14 protein-coding genes and 7 pseudogenes are annotated in these 16,726 nt (G+C 34.1%); 18 read left to right on the forward strand and 3 right to left on the reverse strand.

Translation table 11 applies throughout. The features are described 5' to 3' along the window. Positions 1-41: 41 nt before the first annotated feature. Positions 42-137: pseudogene (locus tag ACLNCV_RS06510) on the reverse strand (NADP oxidoreductase); the annotation flags it as partial. Between ACLNCV_RS06510 and ACLNCV_RS06515 the strand changes: the two are divergent. The 5 genes and pseudogenes from ACLNCV_RS06515 to ACLNCV_RS06535 all read left to right on the forward strand — a co-directional run. Continuing rightward, positions 116-223, forward strand: a pseudogene (locus tag ACLNCV_RS06515) (peptidase P60); the annotation flags it as partial. The pseudogenes ACLNCV_RS06510 and ACLNCV_RS06515 sit on opposite strands and share 22 nt — an antisense overlap. Further along, positions 220-1,152, forward strand: a complete 933-nt coding sequence (locus ACLNCV_RS06520; RefSeq protein ID WP_001224319.1) for a conjugal transfer protein — start codon at positions 220-222, stop codon at positions 1,150-1,152. The pseudogene ACLNCV_RS06515 and the gene ACLNCV_RS06520, both read left to right, overlap by 4 nt. Positions 1,153-1,465: 313 nt before the next feature. Continuing rightward, positions 1,466-1,513 (forward strand): annotated as a pseudogene (locus ACLNCV_RS06525) (hypothetical protein); the annotation flags it as partial. A 15-nt stretch (positions 1,514-1,528) separates the two neighbouring features. Next, positions 1,529-3,448: a tetracycline resistance ribosomal protection protein Tet(M) gene (gene tet(M) / locus ACLNCV_RS06530; RefSeq protein WP_050211189.1), complete on the forward strand. Its 1,920-nt coding sequence runs from the start codon at positions 1,529-1,531 to the stop codon at positions 3,446-3,448. 100 nt (positions 3,449-3,548) lie between these two features. Then, positions 3,549-3,734: a cysteine-rich KTR domain-containing protein gene (locus tag ACLNCV_RS06535; RefSeq protein WP_011058338.1), complete on the forward strand. Its 186-nt coding sequence runs from the start codon at positions 3,549-3,551 to the stop codon at positions 3,732-3,734. A gap of 59 nt (positions 3,735-3,793) precedes the next feature. Here ACLNCV_RS06535 and ACLNCV_RS06540 read toward each other — a convergent pair. Further along, positions 3,794-3,931: pseudogene (locus tag ACLNCV_RS06540) on the reverse strand (XRE family transcriptional regulator); the annotation flags it as partial. Between the two features lie 283 nt (positions 3,932-4,214). Here ACLNCV_RS06540 and ACLNCV_RS06545 point away from each other — a divergent pair. The 5 genes and pseudogenes from ACLNCV_RS06545 to ACLNCV_RS06565 all read left to right on the forward strand — a co-directional run. Continuing rightward, a pseudogene (locus tag ACLNCV_RS06545) lies at positions 4,215-4,298 on the forward strand (MLS leader peptide); the annotation flags it as partial. Positions 4,299-4,346: 48 nt separating this feature from the next. Continuing rightward, the gene (locus ACLNCV_RS06550; RefSeq protein ID WP_001865637.1) at positions 4,347-4,430 is read left to right on the forward strand and encodes a 23S rRNA methyltransferase attenuation leader peptide; all 84 of its coding nucleotides are present in this window, start codon (positions 4,347-4,349) and stop codon (positions 4,428-4,430) included. Positions 4,431-4,554: 124 nt separating this feature from the next. Then, positions 4,555-5,292 carry a 23S rRNA (adenine(2058)-N(6))-methyltransferase Erm(B) gene (gene erm(B), locus ACLNCV_RS06555; RefSeq protein ID WP_216730757.1) on the forward strand — a complete coding sequence of 246 codons (738 nt, stop codon included), beginning with the start codon at positions 4,555-4,557 and terminating at the stop codon, positions 5,290-5,292. Between the two features lie 354 nt (positions 5,293-5,646). Beyond that, positions 5,647-6,201, forward strand: coding sequence for a recombinase family protein (locus ACLNCV_RS06560; RefSeq protein WP_000576156.1), 555 nt, complete (start codon positions 5,647-5,649; stop codon positions 6,199-6,201). 3 nt (positions 6,202-6,204) lie between these two features. Then, the gene (locus ACLNCV_RS06565) at positions 6,205-9,123 is read left to right on the forward strand and encodes a Tn3 family transposase (protein ID WP_001240982.1); all 2,919 of its coding nucleotides are present in this window, start codon (positions 6,205-6,207) and stop codon (positions 9,121-9,123) included. A 73-nt stretch (positions 9,124-9,196) separates the two neighbouring features. Here the strand turns inward: ACLNCV_RS06565 and ACLNCV_RS06570 are convergent. Then, a pseudogene (locus ACLNCV_RS06570) lies at positions 9,197-9,418 on the reverse strand (helix-turn-helix domain-containing protein); the annotation flags it as partial. 504 nt (positions 9,419-9,922) lie between these two features. Here ACLNCV_RS06570 and ACLNCV_RS06575 point away from each other — a divergent pair. From ACLNCV_RS06575 to ACLNCV_RS06615, 8 genes and pseudogenes are all read left to right on the forward strand, one after another. Next, positions 9,923-10,345 (forward strand): sigma-70 family RNA polymerase sigma factor, encoded by a 423-nt coding sequence (locus ACLNCV_RS06575; RefSeq protein ID WP_000804885.1) that lies wholly within the window; start codon positions 9,923-9,925, stop codon positions 10,343-10,345. Continuing rightward, complete coding sequence (locus tag ACLNCV_RS06580; protein ID WP_000857133.1) at positions 10,342-10,572, forward strand: helix-turn-helix domain-containing protein; 231 nt, start codon at positions 10,342-10,344, stop codon at positions 10,570-10,572. Before ACLNCV_RS06575 ends, ACLNCV_RS06580 begins: the two co-directional genes overlap by 4 nt. Positions 10,573-11,032: 460 nt before the next feature. Beyond that, positions 11,033-11,236: an excisionase gene (locus ACLNCV_RS06590; RefSeq protein ID WP_000814511.1), complete on the forward strand. Its 204-nt coding sequence runs from the start codon at positions 11,033-11,035 to the stop codon at positions 11,234-11,236. 81 nt (positions 11,237-11,317) lie between these two features. After that, positions 11,318-12,535, forward strand: coding sequence for a tyrosine-type recombinase/integrase (locus ACLNCV_RS06595; RefSeq protein WP_001291561.1), 1,218 nt, complete (start codon positions 11,318-11,320; stop codon positions 12,533-12,535). Positions 12,536-13,784: 1,249 nt separating this feature from the next. Continuing rightward, a complete protein-coding gene (locus ACLNCV_RS06600; protein WP_261078171.1) occupies positions 13,785-13,958 on the forward strand; it encodes a hypothetical protein in 174 nt (57 codons plus the stop codon). Then, positions 13,955-14,032, forward strand: a pseudogene (locus tag ACLNCV_RS06605) (replication initiator protein A); the annotation flags it as partial. The gene ACLNCV_RS06600 and the pseudogene ACLNCV_RS06605, both read left to right, overlap by 4 nt. A gap of 611 nt (positions 14,033-14,643) precedes the next feature. Next, positions 14,644-15,327, forward strand: coding sequence for a response regulator transcription factor (locus ACLNCV_RS06610; RefSeq protein ID WP_049500923.1), 684 nt, complete (start codon positions 14,644-14,646; stop codon positions 15,325-15,327). Then, a complete protein-coding gene (locus ACLNCV_RS06615; RefSeq protein WP_261090318.1) occupies positions 15,320-16,663 on the forward strand; it encodes a sensor histidine kinase in 1,344 nt (447 codons plus the stop codon). Before ACLNCV_RS06610 ends, ACLNCV_RS06615 begins: the two co-directional genes overlap by 8 nt. Positions 16,664-16,726: the final 63 nt, after the last annotated feature.

The following is a 16,726-nucleotide window of genomic DNA, read 5'->3' on the forward strand; positions in this document are numbered from 1 at the left end:
AAATCCCCAATCAGAGTGATTGAGGATTAAGCAAATGAATCTTAAACAATACCTTGTGCAATCATAGCGTTTGCTACATTTTCAAAGGCAGCAATGTTAGCTCCTGCAAGGTAGTCTTTATCAAGACCGTATGTTTCATGCAGGCGACCCAATCGGTTATGCCGACTTAACAAGCCCCTACTGGCAACAGCATTTAGTGGGAGCAGGACGAATCAAACAATGAGAAAGGAAGATTTAATGATGAAATTTAGAAAAAATCAGAATAAAGAAAAACAGATACCAAAGGAAAAGAAACCTCGTGTCTATAAGGTCAATCCTCATAAAAAGGTTGTGATTGCCTTGTGGGTACTTTTAGGGCTTAGTTTCAGCTTTGCGATATTCAAGCACTTTACAGCTATAGATACTCATACTATTCACGAAACAACTATCATAGAAAAGGAATACGTTGATACTCATCATGTAGAAAATTTTGTAGAGAACTTTGCGAAAGTCTACTATTCATGGGAGCAATCCGATAAGTCCATTGATAATCGAATGGAAAGTCTAAAAGGCTATCTGACAGATGAACTTCAAGCTCTCAATGTTGATACAGTACGCAAAGATATTCCTGTATCGTCTTCTGTAAGAGGATTTCAGATATGGACGGTAGAGCCAACTGGCGACAATGAGTTTAATGTAACCTACAGTGTAGACCAGCTCATTACAGAGGGAGAAAATACAAAGACCGTCCACTCTGCTTATATAGTGAGTGTCTATGTAGATGGTTCTGGAAATATGGTACTGGTTAAGAATCCGACCATTACCAACATACCTAAGAAATCAAGTTATAAACCAAAAGCCATTGAAAGTGAGGGGACGGTTGATTCCATTACAACCAATGAAATCAATGAGTTTTTAACGACGTTCTTCAAGCTCTATCCTACAGCGACAGCCAGTGAACTTTCCTACTATGTGAATGACGGGATATTAAAACCAATCGGAAAAGAGTACATCTTTCAAGAACTGGTAAATCCTATTCACAATCGTAAGGATAATCAAGTCACGGTATCGCTGACAGTGGAGTATATCGACCAGCAGACCAAAGCAACGCAGGTATCTCAATTTGATTTGGTACTTGAAAAGAACGGGAGTAATTGGAAGATTGTAAAATAACAAATATTGGTACATGATTACAGATACTTTGTAATCATGTACTCTTTTTGATAAAAAATTGGAGATTCCTTTACAAATATGCTCTTACGTGCTATAATTTAAGTGACTATTTAAAAGGAGTTAATAAATATGCGGCAAGGTATTCTTAAATAAACTGTCAATTTGATAGCGGGAACAAATAATTAGATGTCCTTTTTTAGGAGGGCTTAGTTTTTTGTACCCAGTTTAAGAATACCTTTATCATGTGATTCTAAAGTATCCAGAGAATATCTGTATGCTTTGTATACCTATGGTTATGCATAAAAATCCCAGTGATAAAAGTATTTATCACTGGGATTTTTATGCCCTTTTGGGTTTTTGAATGGAGGAAAATCACATGAAAATTATTAATATTGGAGTTTTAGCTCATGTTGATGCAGGAAAAACTACCTTAACAGAAAGCTTATTATATAACAGTGGAGCGATTACAGAATTAGGAAGCGTGGACAAAGGTACAACGAGGACGGATAATACGCTTTTAGAACGTCAGAGAGGAATTACAATTCAGACAGGAATAACCTCTTTTCAGTGGGAAAATACGAAGGTGAACATCATAGACACGCCAGGACATATGGATTTCTTAGCAGAAGTATATCGTTCATTATCAGTTTTAGATGGGGCAATTCTACTGATTTCTGCAAAAGATGGCGTACAAGCACAAACTCGTATATTATTTCATGCACTTAGGAAAATGGGGATTCCCACAATCTTTTTTATCAATAAGATTGACCAAAATGGAATTGATTTATCAACGGTTTATCAGGATATTAAAGAGAAACTTTCTGCCGAAATTGTAATCAAACAGAAGGTAGAACTGTATCCTAATATGTGTGTGACGAACTTTACCGAATCTGAACAATGGGATACGGTAATAGAGGGAAACGATGACCTTTTAGAGAAATATATGTCCGGTAAATCATTAGAAGCATTGGAACTCGAACAAGAGGAAAGCATAAGATTTCATAATTGTTCCCTGTTCCCTGTTTATCACGGAAGTGCAAAAAACAATATAGGGATTGATAACCTTATAGAAGTGATTACGAATAAATTTTATTCATCAACACATCGAGGTCAGTCTGAACTTTGCGGAAAAGTTTTCAAAATTGAGTATTCGGAAAAAAGACAGCGTCTTGCATATATACGTCTTTATAGTGGCGTACTGCATTTGCGAGATTCGGTTAGAATATCGGAAAAGGAAAAAATAAAAATTACAGAAATGTATACTTCAATAAATGGTGAATTATGTAAAATCGATAAGGCTTATTCCGGGGAAATTGTTATTTTGCAGAATGAGTTTTTGAAGTTAAATAGTGTTCTTGGAGATACAAAGCTATTGCCACAGAGAGAGAGAATTGAAAATCCCCTCCCTCTGCTGCAAACGACTGTTGAACCGAGCAAACCTCAACAAAGGGAAATGTTACTTGATGCACTTTTAGAAATCTCCGACAGTGACCCGCTTCTGCGATATTATGTGGATTCTGCGACACATGAAATCATACTTTCTTTCTTAGGGAAAGTACAAATGGAAGTGACTTGTGCTCTGCTGCAAGAAAAGTATCATGTGGAGATAGAAATAAAAGAGCCTACAGTCATTTATATGGAAAGACCGTTAAAAAAAGCAGAGTATACCATTCACATCGAAGTTCCACCGAATCCTTTCTGGGCTTCCATTGGTCTATCTGTAGCACAGCTTCCATTAGGGAGCGGAGTACAGTATGAGAGCTCGGTTTCTCTTGGATACTTAAATCAATCGTTTCAAAATGCAGTTATGGAGGGGATACGCTATGGCTGTGAACAAGGATTGTATGGTTGGAATGTGACGGACTGTAAAATCTGTTTTAAGTATGGCTTATACTATAGCCCTGTTAGTACCCCAGCAGATTTTCGGATGCTTGCTCCTATTGTATTGGAACAAGTCTTAAAAAAAGCTGGAACAGAATTGTTAGAGCCATATCTTAGTTTTAAAATTTATGCGCCACAGGAATATCTTTCACGAGCATACAACGATGCTCCTAAATATTGTGCGAACATCGTAGACACTCAATTGAAAAATAATGAGGTCATTCTTAGTGGAGAAATCCCTGCTCGGTGTATTCAAGAATATCGTAGTGATTTAACTTTCTTTACAAATGGACGTAGTGTTTGTTTAACAGAGTTAAAAGGGTACCATGTTACTACCGGTGAACCTGTTTGCCAGCCCCGTCGTCCAAATAGTCGGATAGATAAAGTACGATATATGTTCAATAAAATAACTTAGTGTATTTTATGTTGTTATATAAATATGGTTTCTTGTTAAATAAGATGAAATATTTTTTAATAAAGATTTGAATTAAAGTGTAAAGGAGGAGATAGTTATTATAAACTACAAGTGGATATTGTGTCCTGTATGTGGAAATAAAACACGATTAAAGATAAGGGAAGATACTGAATTAAAAAAATTCCCCCTCTATTGTCCGAAATGCAGACAAGAAAATTTAATTGAAATAAAGCAGTTCAAAGTAACTGTGATTACAGAGCCAGACGCAAAGACGCAGAGCCGATAAAATGAGATTAATACAATCTCATTTTATCGGCTCTTTCCGTTATGTATGGATTCTTTTAATTAGTCTTCGATGTTTCTTGCTTCGTTGATACCGCTGGCTAAAGATTCCATTAAGGATAGTTCTTTGTCTGTAAAGCTATCCATGTATTTCTCTATCTGTAATCGTCGGGTGCTTTTTACCAAGTTATTAGCAGGTAGGGGTCCCGAGCGCCTACGAGGAATTTGTATCGATAAGAAATAGATTTAAAAATTTCGCTGTTATTTTGTACATTTAACTTGACGGTGACATCTCTCTATTGTGAGTTATTAGTGGTACAGTTTTCAACCGTTTTAATTATAAAAAAGTGGTGCATTTTTAAATTGGCACAAACAGGTAACGGTTATTGCAGGTGTATTTCTTATCTATGGGTTTAACATGGATTTTATCATTAAAATCATGAGTATTGTCCGAGAGTGATTGGTCTTGCGTATGGTTAACCCTAAAGTTATGGAAATAAGACTTAGAAGCAAACTTAAGAGTGTGTTGATTGTGCATTATCTTAAAATTTTGTATAATAGGAATTGAAGTTAAATTAGATGCTAAAAATTTGTAATTAAGAAGGAGGGATTCGTCATGTTGGTATTCCAAATGCGTAATGTAGATAAAACATCTACTGTTTTGAAACAGACTAAAAACAGTGATTACACAGATAAATAAATACGTTAGATTAATTCCTACCAGTGACTAATCTTATGACTTTTTAAACAGATAACTAAAATTACAAACAAATCGTTTAACTTCTGTATTTGTTTATAGATGTAATCACTTCAGGAGTGATTACATGAAAAAAAATATAAAATATTCTCAAAACTTTTTAACGAGTGAAAAAGTACTCAACCAAATAATAAAACAATTGAATTTAAAAGAAACCGATACCGTTTACGAAATTGGAACAGGTAAAGGGCATTTAACGACGAAACTGGCTAAAATAAGTAAACAGGTAACGTCTATTGAATTAGACAGTCATCTATTCAACTTATCGTCAGAAAAATTAAAACTGAATACTCGTGTCACTTTAATTCACCAAGATATTCTACAGTTTCAATTCCCTAACAAACAGAGGTATAAAATTGTTGGGAATATTCCTTACCATTTAAGCACACAAATTATTAAAAAAGTGGTTTTTGAAAGCCGTGCGTCTGACATCTATCTGATTGTTGAAGAAGGATTCTACAAGCGTACCTTGGATATTCACCGAACACTAGGGTTGCTCTTGCACACTCAAGTCTCGATTCAGCAATTGCTTAAGCTGCCAGCGGAATGCTTTCATCCTAAACCAAAAGTAAACAGTGTCTTAATAAAACTTACCCGCCATACCACAGATGTTCCAGATAAATATTGGAAGCTATATACGTACTTTGTTTCAAAATGGGTCAATCGAGAATATCGTCAACTGTTTACTAAAAATCAGTTTCATCAAGCAATGAAACACGCCAAAGTAAACAATTTAAGTACCGTTACTTATGAGCAAGTATTGTCTATTTTTAATAGTTATCTATTATTTAACGGGAGGAAATAATTCTATGAGTCGCTTTTGTAAATTTGGAAAGTTACACGTTACTAAAGGGAATGTAGATAAATTATTAGGTATACTACTGACAGCTTCCAAGGAGCTAAAGAGGTCCCTAGCGCCTACGGGGAATTTGTATCGATAAGGAATAGATTTAAAAATTTCGCTGTTATTTTGTACAATAAGGATAAATTTGAATGGTACCATAAACGACCGTTTATGGTACCTTTTCATTTTCCTGCTTTTTCTAAATGTTTTTTAAGTAAATCAAGTACCAAAATCCGTTCCTTTTTCATAGTTCCTATATAGTTATACTTAATGAGTTATGGTACATTTAAATTATAAAATTAAGGAGGTTTTTTTATGATTTTTGGCTATGCTCGAGTGAGTACGGATGATCAAAATCTTAGTTTACAAATTGATGCACTTACTCATTATGGAATTGATAAATTATTTCAAGAAAAAGTAACTGGTGCGAAAAAAGACCGACCGCAATTAGAAGAAATGATCAACCTACTACGTGAAGGAGATTCTGTTGTCATTTACAAGTTAGATCGAATTTCACGATCAACTAAACATTTGATTGAACTTTCTGAATTATTTGAAGAACTTAGTGTCAATTTTATATCTATTCAAGATAACGTAGATACTTCAACGTCTATGGGAAGATTCTTTTTCCGAGTTATGGCTAGTTTAGCAGAACTGGAACGGGATATTATTATTGAACGAACTAACTCTGGTCTTAAGGCAGCCAGAGTCCGAGGAAAAAAAGGGGGCCGTCCAAGTAAAGGTAAGCTATCAATTGATTTAGCTTTAAAAATGTATGACAGCAAAGAGTATTCTATTCGTCAAATTCTTGATGCCTCTAAATTAAGCAAAACAACCTTTTACCGTTACCTCAATAAAAGGAATGCTTAAGATATGGCTATGAAAAGAATTTTAACTACTTCACAGCGTGAACAACTTCTTTCTGTAGACCACTTATCAGAAGAGGATTTTAAAGCGTATTTTAGTTTTTCTGATTATGATCTGGAGGTTATTAATCAACACCGTGGAAAGGTCAATAAACTAGGATTTGCGATACAACTTTGTTTGGCCCGGTATCCTGGGTGTTCTTTAAGTAATTGGCCGATTAAATCAACCAGACTAACTTCTTATGTGAGTCGACAGCTCCATCTTGATGCAATTGATTTAAATTCATATGATCATAGAAATACACGTGCAAATCACTTCAACGAGATCTTAGAAGTATTCAACTATCATCGATTCGGTAGTGCTAATACACAAAAACAGTTAATAGAATATTTAATTGAACTAGCTTTAGAAAATGATGACTCTATCTATCTAATGAAAAAAACAATTGATTTCTTAACTCGAAAAAGAATTATTTTTCCATCTATAGCTACACTTGAAGACATTATAAGCCGCTGTCGAGATAAAGCAGAAAACAACTTATTTTCAATATTACTCTGTTCATTAACAGATATACAAATTGAAAAACTAGAGAGTTTGTTTCAAATTTATGAAGAGACGAAAATAACTAAACTCGCTTGGCTAAAAGACATTCCAGGTAAGGCAAATCCAGAAAGCTTTATGAGTATTTGTAAAAAAGTGGAAGTGATTGCTTCCATGGGACTCGGGACAATTAATGTCTCCCATATTAATCGGAACAGGTTTCTTCAGCTAGCTAGACTAGGGGAAAATTATGATGCATATGACTTCTCCCGTTTTGAGCTTGAAAAAAGATACTCTTTACTTATTGCTTTTTTAGTCAATCATCATCAATATCTGATCGATCAACTGATTGAGATTAATGACCGCATTTTAGCAAGTATTAAACGCAAAGGGACACGTGATTCACAAGAACAGTTAAAAGAAAAAGGAAAATTGGCTACTAAAAAATTGGAACATTATGCTTCTTTAATTGATGCTCTTCACTTTGCAAAAGATAATGATAGTAATCCTTTTGACGAAATTGAACGAATCATGCCTTGGGAAGATTTAGTACAAGATGGAGAAGAAGCTAAAAAAATTACAGGTAATAAAAATCATGGCTATTTAGAAATGGTTCGAAATAAAGCTAATTACCTCCGAAGATACACGCCAATGTTATTGAGGACCCTTTCGTTCAAAGCAACTCCGGCAGCAAATCCAGTCCTCATGGCCCTAACTCAACTAACTGATTTACACAATAGTGGTAAAAGAAAAATACCGGCAGATACTTCTACTGATTTTGTGAGTAAAAAATGGAAAAGCCTTGTTCGGCCAGAAGAGGGGAAAATAGATCGGTCTTACTATGAGTTAGTAGCTTTCACCGAGCTAAAGAACAATATTCGATCAGGAGATATTTCAGTTGAAGGAAGTATGATCCATCGAAATATTGATGATTACTTAGTTGATTTATCTGCTTGTATTGATTCAGAAACTATTCCAGACACGTTTGAGGACTATTTAAAGGATCGGGAAATAATTTTAGATTTACAGCTTCAATTTTATTCGACAGTTGATAAGAGAATTTCAAGAGCAAACCTTAAAAAGTTGGAAAAAGTTACACCTAGCGAAGCAGAAATATATAGAAAAAAACTTTATTCAATAATTCCTAAGATAAGGCTTAGTGATCTTTTAATTGAGGTGGACAGTTGGACCAACTTTTCACAAGAATTTAGTCATGATTCTACAGGGAAACCGCCGAGTGAACAAGAAAGAAAAATTATTTTTGCTGCTTTGCTGGGTTTAGGGATGAATATTGGTCTTGAAAAAATGGCCCAATCAACTCCTGGAATTTCTTATTCTCAGTTAGCCAATGCCAAACAATGGCGCTTTTATAAAGAAGCTCTGACTCGTGCTCAATCTGTTTTGGTTAATTATCAGTTAAAGCTTCCTGTTGCAGACTTTTGGGGTGAAGGAAAAACCACTGCTTCAGACGGAATGCGCGTCCCAGTGGGCGTCTCAGCTCTAAAATCCGATGTTAATCCACATTACAAAAGTATGGAAAAAGGAGCTACAATGATTCGATCAATAAATGATAGGCATACGACTCATCATATCGAGGTTGCTTCAACTAATACAAGGGAAGCTACTCATACCCTTGATGGCCTACTTTATCATGAAACAGATCTAGATATTGAGGAACATTTTACTGATACAAATGGGTATTCTGATCAGGTGTTTGGAATGACCGCATTACTAGGCTTTGATTTTGAACCTCGCATCAGAAATATAAAAAAATCACAATTATTTTCTATCAAATCACCTTCCTACTACCCTAACTTATCAGAAGATATAAGCGGAAAAATCAATGTAAAAATTATTGAAGAAAACTATGATGAAATTAAACGAATCGCCTATTCGATTCAAACAGGAAAAGTATCTAGTTCTTTACTATTAGGAAAGCTAGGCTCATACGCACGTAAGAATAGAGTAGCTCTTGCACTGAGAGAACTAGGTCGCATTGAAAAGAGCATTTTTATGATAGATTATATTACAGATAGTGAGCTACGGCGAAGGATCACTCATGGACTAAATAAGACAGAAGCGATTAATGCTTTAGCTAGAGAACTATTTTTTGGGCGACGCGGAAAATTTATGGAGCGCGATATTCGCCGACAACTTCAAAGTGCTAGTGCGCTTAATGTGTTAATAAATGCAATAAGTATATGGAACGCCGTCTACTTACAAGCAGCTTATAATTATCTCGTCAAAATAGATCCCGAAGTAACTAAGTATATGAAGCATGTATCTCCTATTAATTGGGAGCATATCACTTTTCTTGGAGAGTATAAATTTGACTTGTTATCTATTCCTAAACACTTAAGAGAATTGAATATAAAAAATAAATAGGCCTTGAAACATTGGTTTAGTGGGAATTTGTACCCCTTATCGATACAAATTCCCACTAAGCGCTCGGGACCCCAGGTAAGAAAAATTCATCAACGGAAACATGAAGTAACGATACAAGGTCATAAAGAACTTGTATGCTGGGGTGTTGCCCTTTATTTTCAATATTAGTTAAGTACCGTGGGTCAATTTCAATCAATGCTCCCACTTGTTCACGAGTTAAACCTCGTTTCAATCGAGCTTCTTTAATGGCTAAACCAAAGGCTCTAAAATCATATTTATCTTCTTTTTTACGCATAGTAGACCACCTCTATACATTTTATTGTTCCTACTGAATTAAAAACAGGTATAGAAAAACGTGTTATATGGTTTATAGGTTTATATTTAATAAAAAGCACTACTAAACGCCAATAAAAAAAACCGTTATATGGTAGTGCTATTTACGCTGTTAAAATATTGTATATTACTTCCAAATGGCGGTTTGTTGGAGGTCAACGTCGCCATGAAGTACATCATATACAATAAATTTCCTTACATTGGGTTCTTGTCAAAAAAAGTCGTCTATCTGCAATAGATAAGTACGTCCACCAATGTGGTTTTATAAATCATATAGATAGAATATCAGAAGCATGTAAACAGAGAAATAAATCTGTTTATATGCTTTTTTGGCTATTCAGAACTTTTTTACAAAGTTTATTTATCAGTAATGCAACAAATCCCCCTTTCACATTGGGACTAAGAGTGAAAGGAGATAAACGAGCAAGGCTCACTTCCTTTCCTAGACAGAAAGGGGGTGAGAAACATGAAACCATCTTCTTTTCAGACCACAATAGAAAATCAGTTTGACTATATCTGTAAACGTGCTATGGAAGACGAGCGAAAGAATTATATGCTTTATCTTTCAAGGATTGCAAAGCGTGAGGTGTCCTTTTCGGATGTTGGCGATTATCTTGTTAGCCAGTTTGCGACAACAGATAACTATTCAACTGACTTTCAGATTTTTACACTCAATGGGTTATCAGTAGGCGTTGAAAATGATTTGTTGAGTGAAGCATTACGTGAGTTGCCAGACAAGAAACGTGAAATTCTACTGCTGTTTTACTTTATGGACATGAGCGATTCAGAAATTGCAGACCTGTTGAAATTGAACCGTTCTACTGTCTATCGGCATAGAACCAGTGGACTAGCCTTAATTAAAAAGTTTATGGAGGAATTTGAAGAATGAAAACACAATATCCTATGATTCCCTTTCCTCTCATTGTAAAGGCAACAGATGGCGATACCGAAGCGATTAACCAGATTCTACATCATTACAGAGGGTACATAACGAAGCGTTCCCTACGACTTATGAAAGATGAATATGGCAATCAAAGTATGGTCGTTGATGAAGTCTTACGTGGAAGAATGGAAACCAGACTGATTACAAAGATTTTGTCATTTGAAATTAAGTAATATCCTCTCTCCTTTCGTGGAAGCGTGCTAAACCATTCCACGCTTCCCGAACAGGGAGGTTTGTTATTCCACCAAAGCATATTGAGCTTTCAATGTGTTTTGATAGGCTAACGAGCCATTGTTCTTTGAAAACTGAATAAAAGTAATCGAATACGTTTCGATAAGAAAAGAGCCAACGGAACTAACCGCCATGACCTATCTTATAAAGATAGCGAGCGATTCATGTTAGTGATCCGAGAAGCAATCTTTAGCAGGATTGCCTGCAACGACATTCTTATCGTGATAATGATACTCCCATACAGTCAATAGTCCGAGCGTGATAAAACCGTCGCAGGCAATGAGTATGGCTACATGAGAACCATGCAGGGGTGGAACTCCCGTGAGCTTTGCCAAAGCTGTTCGATTGCTGGTAAAACAACTTTTATGAAATCCAAATAAGTGATTTGGAAAGGAGGATTTTATGAAGCAGACTGACATTCCTATTTGGGAACGTTATACCCTAACCATTGAAGAAGCGTCAAAATATTTTCGTATTGGCGAAAACAAGCTACGACGCTTGGCAGAGGAAAATAAAAATGCAAATTGGCTGATTATGAATGGCAATCGTATTCAGATTAAACGAAAACAATTTGAAAAAATTATAGATACATTGGACGCAATCTAGCGTCGCCAAAGGGTCTTGTATATGATAAAATAGTATTAAGTCGTATCAAGGCTCTTTCCATAAAGGAAAGGAGCAAATGCCATGTCAGAAAAAAGACGTGACAATAAAGGTCGAATCTTAAAGACTGGAGAGAGCCAACGAAAAGACGGAAGATACTTATACAAATATATAGATTCATTTGGAGAACCGCAATTTGTTTACTCGTGGAAACTTGTGGCTACAGACCGAGTACCAGCAGGAAAGCGTGATTGTATCTCACTTAGAGAGAAAATCGCAGAGTTACAGAAAGACATTCATGATGGTATTGATGTTGTAGGAAAGAAAATGACACTCTGCCAGCTTTACGCAAAACAGAACGCTCAAAGACCAAAGGTTAGAAAAAACACTGAAACTGGACGCAAATATCTTATGGATATTTTGAAGAAAGACAAGTTAGGTGTAAGAAGTATTGACAGTATTAAGCCATCAGACGCTAAAGAATGGGCTATTAGAATGAGTGAAAATGGTTATGCTTATCAAACCATCAATAACTACAAACGTTCTTTAAAGGCTTCATTCTATATTGCTATACAAGATGATTGTGTTCGGAAGAATCCATTTGACTTTCAACTGAAAGCAGTTCTTGATGATGATACTGTCCCTAAGACCGTACTAACAGAAGAACAGGAAGAAAAACTGTTAGCCTTTGCAAAAGCTGATAAAACCTACAGCAAAAATTATGATGAAATTCTGATACTCTTAAAAACAGGTCTTCGTATTTCAGAGTTTGGTGGTTTGACACTTCCAGATTTAGATTTTGAGAATCGTCTTGTCAATATAGACCATCAGCTATTGAGAGATACTGAAATTGGGTACTACATTGAAACACCAAAGACCAAAAGTGGCGAACGTCAAGTTCCTATGGTTGAAGAAGCCTATCAAGCATTTAAGCGAGTGTTAGCGAATCGAAAGAATGATAAGCGTGTTGAGATTGATGGATATAGTGATTTCCTCTTTCTTAATAGAAAGAACTATCCAAAAGTGGCAAGTGATTACAACGGCATGATGAAAGGTCTTGTTAAGAAATACAATAAGTATAACGAGGATAAATTGCCACACATCACTCCACATAGTTTGCGACATACATTCTGTACCAACTATGCAAATGCAGGAATGAATCCAAAGGCATTACAGTACATTATGGGACATGCTAATATAGCCATGACGCTGAACTATTACGCACATGCAACATTCGATTCTGCAATGGCAGAAATGAAACGCTTGAATAAAGAGAAGCAACAGGAGCGTCTTGTTGCTTAGTAGTACAAATGAATTTACTACTTATTTACCACTTCTGACAGCTAAGACATGAGGAAATATGCAAAGAAACGTGAAGTATCTTCCTACAGTAAAAATACTCGAAAGCACATAGAATAAGGCTTTACGAGCATTTAAGAAAATATAAAAAGATAATTAGAAATTTATACTTTGTTTATTTTAAAGAAGTGATTCTAATGTACAAGGGTGTAATTTGTTAGAATTTCAAAAATTTAGAGCATTTTTGGCTTAGTAATATGTGTTGAAGGCTCAAAATCTATGGTAAAAAAGTAGCTTTGAAAACGTATTACCTCCAAAGATTTAGTTTAATAATGAATTAACATAAAAAGAAATGATTGAAGTTCTGGAAAGATGTTGTTTCAGTATTGAAATCATTGAGAAAAAGTGGGAAAAATTTGCGATTTTCACAGAGAAAGGAAGAAAAAGTATAGAAATAAGTCTTGAAAAACTGGATTTGAAGAATTATTTTGATTATATTGTTTCGGATGACAATTGCTATTGAAGATTTGTACTCAGGGATACAGGTATCAACTAGTGCTGGTATTGATACTATTGGATATTACGATTACCCATTGCCTTTATTTAATGCTAAGGCAAATTGGAAGGCTGGAAGTATGCAAGAAGTATTGAACGTAATTCAATCACAACATGAGTTTTAAAACGTCTAGACGTACTTAGAAAAATTAAAAATATACTTTTCGGGAATCTGTCCATAGATGAACAAAAGAAGCTTCAAAAAAATGTTTCTAATATTTATTTTAGGTCTATTTGTAGGTCGATTCTTAATCCCATTACTTAGACCACATATAGTTGGTTGGCTAAAAACTATATTTGGTTAATAGTAACGATAACCTTATTTAACAAAAAAGTTTTCCCTTTTATTTTTTAATAGCATTGTTTTGACAAATTAACTTCCACGTTTATTGGCGGTAGAAGTTGGTTTGAGAATTTAGCACTTTGATGACCTTAGATCCTTATAATCCTACACGTACAGGTATGACTTTTAGTTTTAGATATTCTCATTAAATAAGAGGCATATACCAATTAGAATTCGGGATACTATAGTATCAGCCTTTTAGAATCGTGAACACATTTTAGAAACTGATAAATTAATTTAGTTTCCTACCAAAAACCCTACCAAAAATTAATTTGGCAGGGTTTTTCTTTTTAACAAATTTATCGTGGAGAACAATTGAATATTGTTCTCCTTTTTTTATTTTCAGGAGGGAAAATGACAAAAGAATTACAATCATCACGCTATATTGTCATTTCATTTTTAGTACGTGAAATGGGTATTGATATTGTTGAAGCCATCTCTCGTATGGCTGAATTAGAAAAAAGTGGCTTGGTTCGATTGGAATCAAGTGGAGATTTAATACTCAAAGAACTAGGAGGAGCGCTATGAAACGAATTACCGCAAATCAATACCAAACTTCAGAACGGTATTATAAATTACCTAAAATTCTTTTTGAGAATGAGGAGGATAGGAATACTCAACCTATCTTGAAAAGAAAAGTTGAAAAGGTCACATTTCTTTATCATTTTTAACCTTGCTTTACTTGTCTTGGCAGGCTGGGCTGGGCATAAGTGGAAGAAGGGATAGAAAATAATCTGAACAAATTCAAAACGTATTCCGTTTTTTTAGGACATGAAAAATGTTAGAAATTGATTCTTTCTTAAATTTGAATTTCACTAGTAGTGTAAAGATGATTTTTTCTCTGAATAAAATCTGAATTTTCTCTGATACAATCTCAAATGTCAAGGTTCAATAATTGTTGCTTCAGTAGGTGATGAGGGTCTAGATTAAAATAATCAAGAAGCATTGAAACATTACGTTGGAGAACTTAAGGGGGAGGATTATTCACATATAGATGGGAAAGTTATGGTTATTTCTGCTGGATAAGAAATGATATTGATGGCACTCAAATTATATTATTAAATAATACGAATTTTGTTCAAGATAGTGTAAAATAGATTTATACTAGTTTCTAAAAATTTAATTTACATTACAAACTGATGTATTGAGACTATTCTTTGTCAGAAATACGGAGCATTGCAGGTAGTTCTCTAAAATTTTTTGAGGTGATAGAATGTATAAGATATTAGTTGTAGATGACGATTTTGAAATTTTGAAATTGATGCGAACTATTTTAGAGATGAAAAACTATCAGGTAACGACGTATCAAGAAGTGACTGCACCAATCAATATTAATAATTTCAAAGGATTTGATTTGATTTTATTAGATGTAATGATGCCTAATATAGATGGTATGCAAATTTGTAAGCAGATTAGAAATAAAGTAAGCTCCCCTATTATTTTTGTTAGTGCAAAAGACACCGAAGAAGATATAGTATCAGGATTGAATTTAGGAGGAGATGACTATATTACAAAACCTTTCAGCATCAATCAATTAATTGCTAAAGTTGCTGCAAATCTCAAACGAGAAGAACGATACAAACAAGGTGAATTAAGTAATCAAATTGTTCGAGAATTATCTCCAATAACGATTTATTTACAAGAAAAAATTGTTTGTATTAATGGAGATAGTCTTGCCTTTACAAGTAGAGAATATGATATCATAGAGCTATTATCTAGCAATCCAAGAAAAATTTTTACTGTACAAGATATATATGAAAACGTTTATGATGATGATGCTGAAACCCTCTTTCGTTCAATATCTGAGTATATCTATCAAATAAGATTAAAATTCTCATCCTATGGAATTAATCCTATAAAAACAGTTAGAGGTATGGGATACAAGTGGCATGATTAAGAAGAATAGTACAATTAGAGGACGTATAATAAGGACTGTTTTAGAACTAGTAACAGGTACGTTACTGAGTATACTTTTATTTTTTATATTTACTTATTTACTTGTTTTTACAGGACAATTAAATGTATACGACTCTAAAATTGAAATTTCAGTGAGTGATACCAGCAATTTAAGTGATGTAGTTCAAGCAATGAATAACTCTATATTTGACTATGTTGTATTTAATCGCAAGACAGGTACAATTGAAGAGGGTAATTATCAAAAAAAGGATTTGCCTGCCTATCGAGAAGTTTTTGCTAAAAATGAATCTGTAAGTAATAGTGAGGTGTATTATGGGTATTATGCTAATTCAGAGATTGTACTTACTGTCAGGCAACCCATGATACCTGAGTTTGTTAATCCGAATTTGCGTCACATTTCATTTAATCTATTTTCTTATTTATTTTTCTTCGTTTTCGAAACGATTTTACTCATTTGGTCACTTACAAGATTAATAAAAGAATTTTCAAAAAATTTTCTACTTATACAAAAAAAAGCTTTAAACATGGGGCAGTTAACATTTAAAGAAAAAAAGATTCCAGCTCAAATACAAGAGTTCGATGAAATTCTTTCTGTATTATATCAAAAGGACGACGAGTTAACTAATTTACTCAAATCAGAGAGAAGGGAGAAGGAAGATTTATCTTTTCAAGTTGGTGCATTAGCTCATGATGTAAAAACTCCTTTAACAGTACTAAAGGGAAATTTAGAGTTGCTTGAATTAACTAACTTGACTGTTCAACAGAAGGAATACACTCAGTCAATGAATAACAGTATAGTAGTTTTTGAAAGATACTTTAGTTCAATGATTGATTATTCAAGATTACTAATTGAAGATAAAGATTATGGAGAACAGATACATTTATCCGAATTTTTAAGTGAGCTGTCAGTAGAAGCGAAATCTGTAATGAATAATGCAAAGGTTGATTTCAAAATTATTAATACTACAAAATTAATATTTTTTAAGGGAAATCGCTTTAATTTAAATCGGGCATTAATTAACATTTTAGCAAATGCAGCAAGATATAGTTCTGGAGAAAAAAAAGTTACGCTTACTATCATTGAGGAAACAGAGTATATTAATTTTGTAGTGTGGAATAATGGTCTGCCTTTTACTGAACAGTCCTTATTAAATGCAGATAAGTTATTTTATACTGAGAATAAAGGTAGGAATAATAAGCACTATGGTTTAGGGTTAGCATTTGCTAAACAAGTTGCAACTAGACATTTAGGAGAATTGTTTTTATCAAATCCAGATAGAGGTGGCGCTCAAGTGACGTTGCTTATTAAAAAATAATTCTGTAAGGATATATTAGATAGCTTCCATATAATAGTTATGTATAAAAATAGATGGTTTTCT

Origin of the sequence: Streptococcus sp. CL5.50 (assembly GCF_049738015.1) — a bacterium.
In the GTDB taxonomy this organism is placed as follows: Bacteria; Bacillota; Bacilli; order Lactobacillales; family Streptococcaceae; genus Streptococcus; species Streptococcus mitis_CA.

What these genes read in the sequence shown, in the direction of transcription:
- ACLNCV_RS06520 (WP_001224319.1), top strand. Translation starts at nt 220, where the DNA reads ATGAGAAAGGAAGATTTAATGATGAAATTTAGAAAAAATCAGAATAAA.
- ACLNCV_RS06550 (WP_001865637.1), top strand. Translation starts at nt 4,347, where the DNA reads ATGTTGGTATTCCAAATGCGTAATGTAGATAAAACATCTACTGTTTTG.
- ACLNCV_RS06560 (WP_000576156.1), top strand. Translation starts at nt 5,647, where the DNA reads ATGATTTTTGGCTATGCTCGAGTGAGTACGGATGATCAAAATCTTAGT.
- ACLNCV_RS06565 (WP_001240982.1), top strand. Translation starts at nt 6,205, where the DNA reads ATGGCTATGAAAAGAATTTTAACTACTTCACAGCGTGAACAACTTCTT.
- ACLNCV_RS06575 (WP_000804885.1), top strand. Translation starts at nt 9,923, where the DNA reads ATGAAACCATCTTCTTTTCAGACCACAATAGAAAATCAGTTTGACTAT.
- ACLNCV_RS06580 (WP_000857133.1), top strand. Translation starts at nt 10,342, where the DNA reads ATGAAAACACAATATCCTATGATTCCCTTTCCTCTCATTGTAAAGGCA.
- ACLNCV_RS06590 (WP_000814511.1), top strand. Translation starts at nt 11,033, where the DNA reads ATGAAGCAGACTGACATTCCTATTTGGGAACGTTATACCCTAACCATT.
- ACLNCV_RS06595 (WP_001291561.1), top strand. Translation starts at nt 11,318, where the DNA reads ATGTCAGAAAAAAGACGTGACAATAAAGGTCGAATCTTAAAGACTGGA.
- ACLNCV_RS06600 (WP_261078171.1), top strand. Translation starts at nt 13,785, where the DNA reads ATGACAAAAGAATTACAATCATCACGCTATATTGTCATTTCATTTTTA.
- ACLNCV_RS06610 (WP_049500923.1), top strand. Translation starts at nt 14,644, where the DNA reads ATGTATAAGATATTAGTTGTAGATGACGATTTTGAAATTTTGAAATTG.
- ACLNCV_RS06615 (WP_261090318.1), top strand. Translation starts at nt 15,320, where the DNA reads ATGATTAAGAAGAATAGTACAATTAGAGGACGTATAATAAGGACTGTT.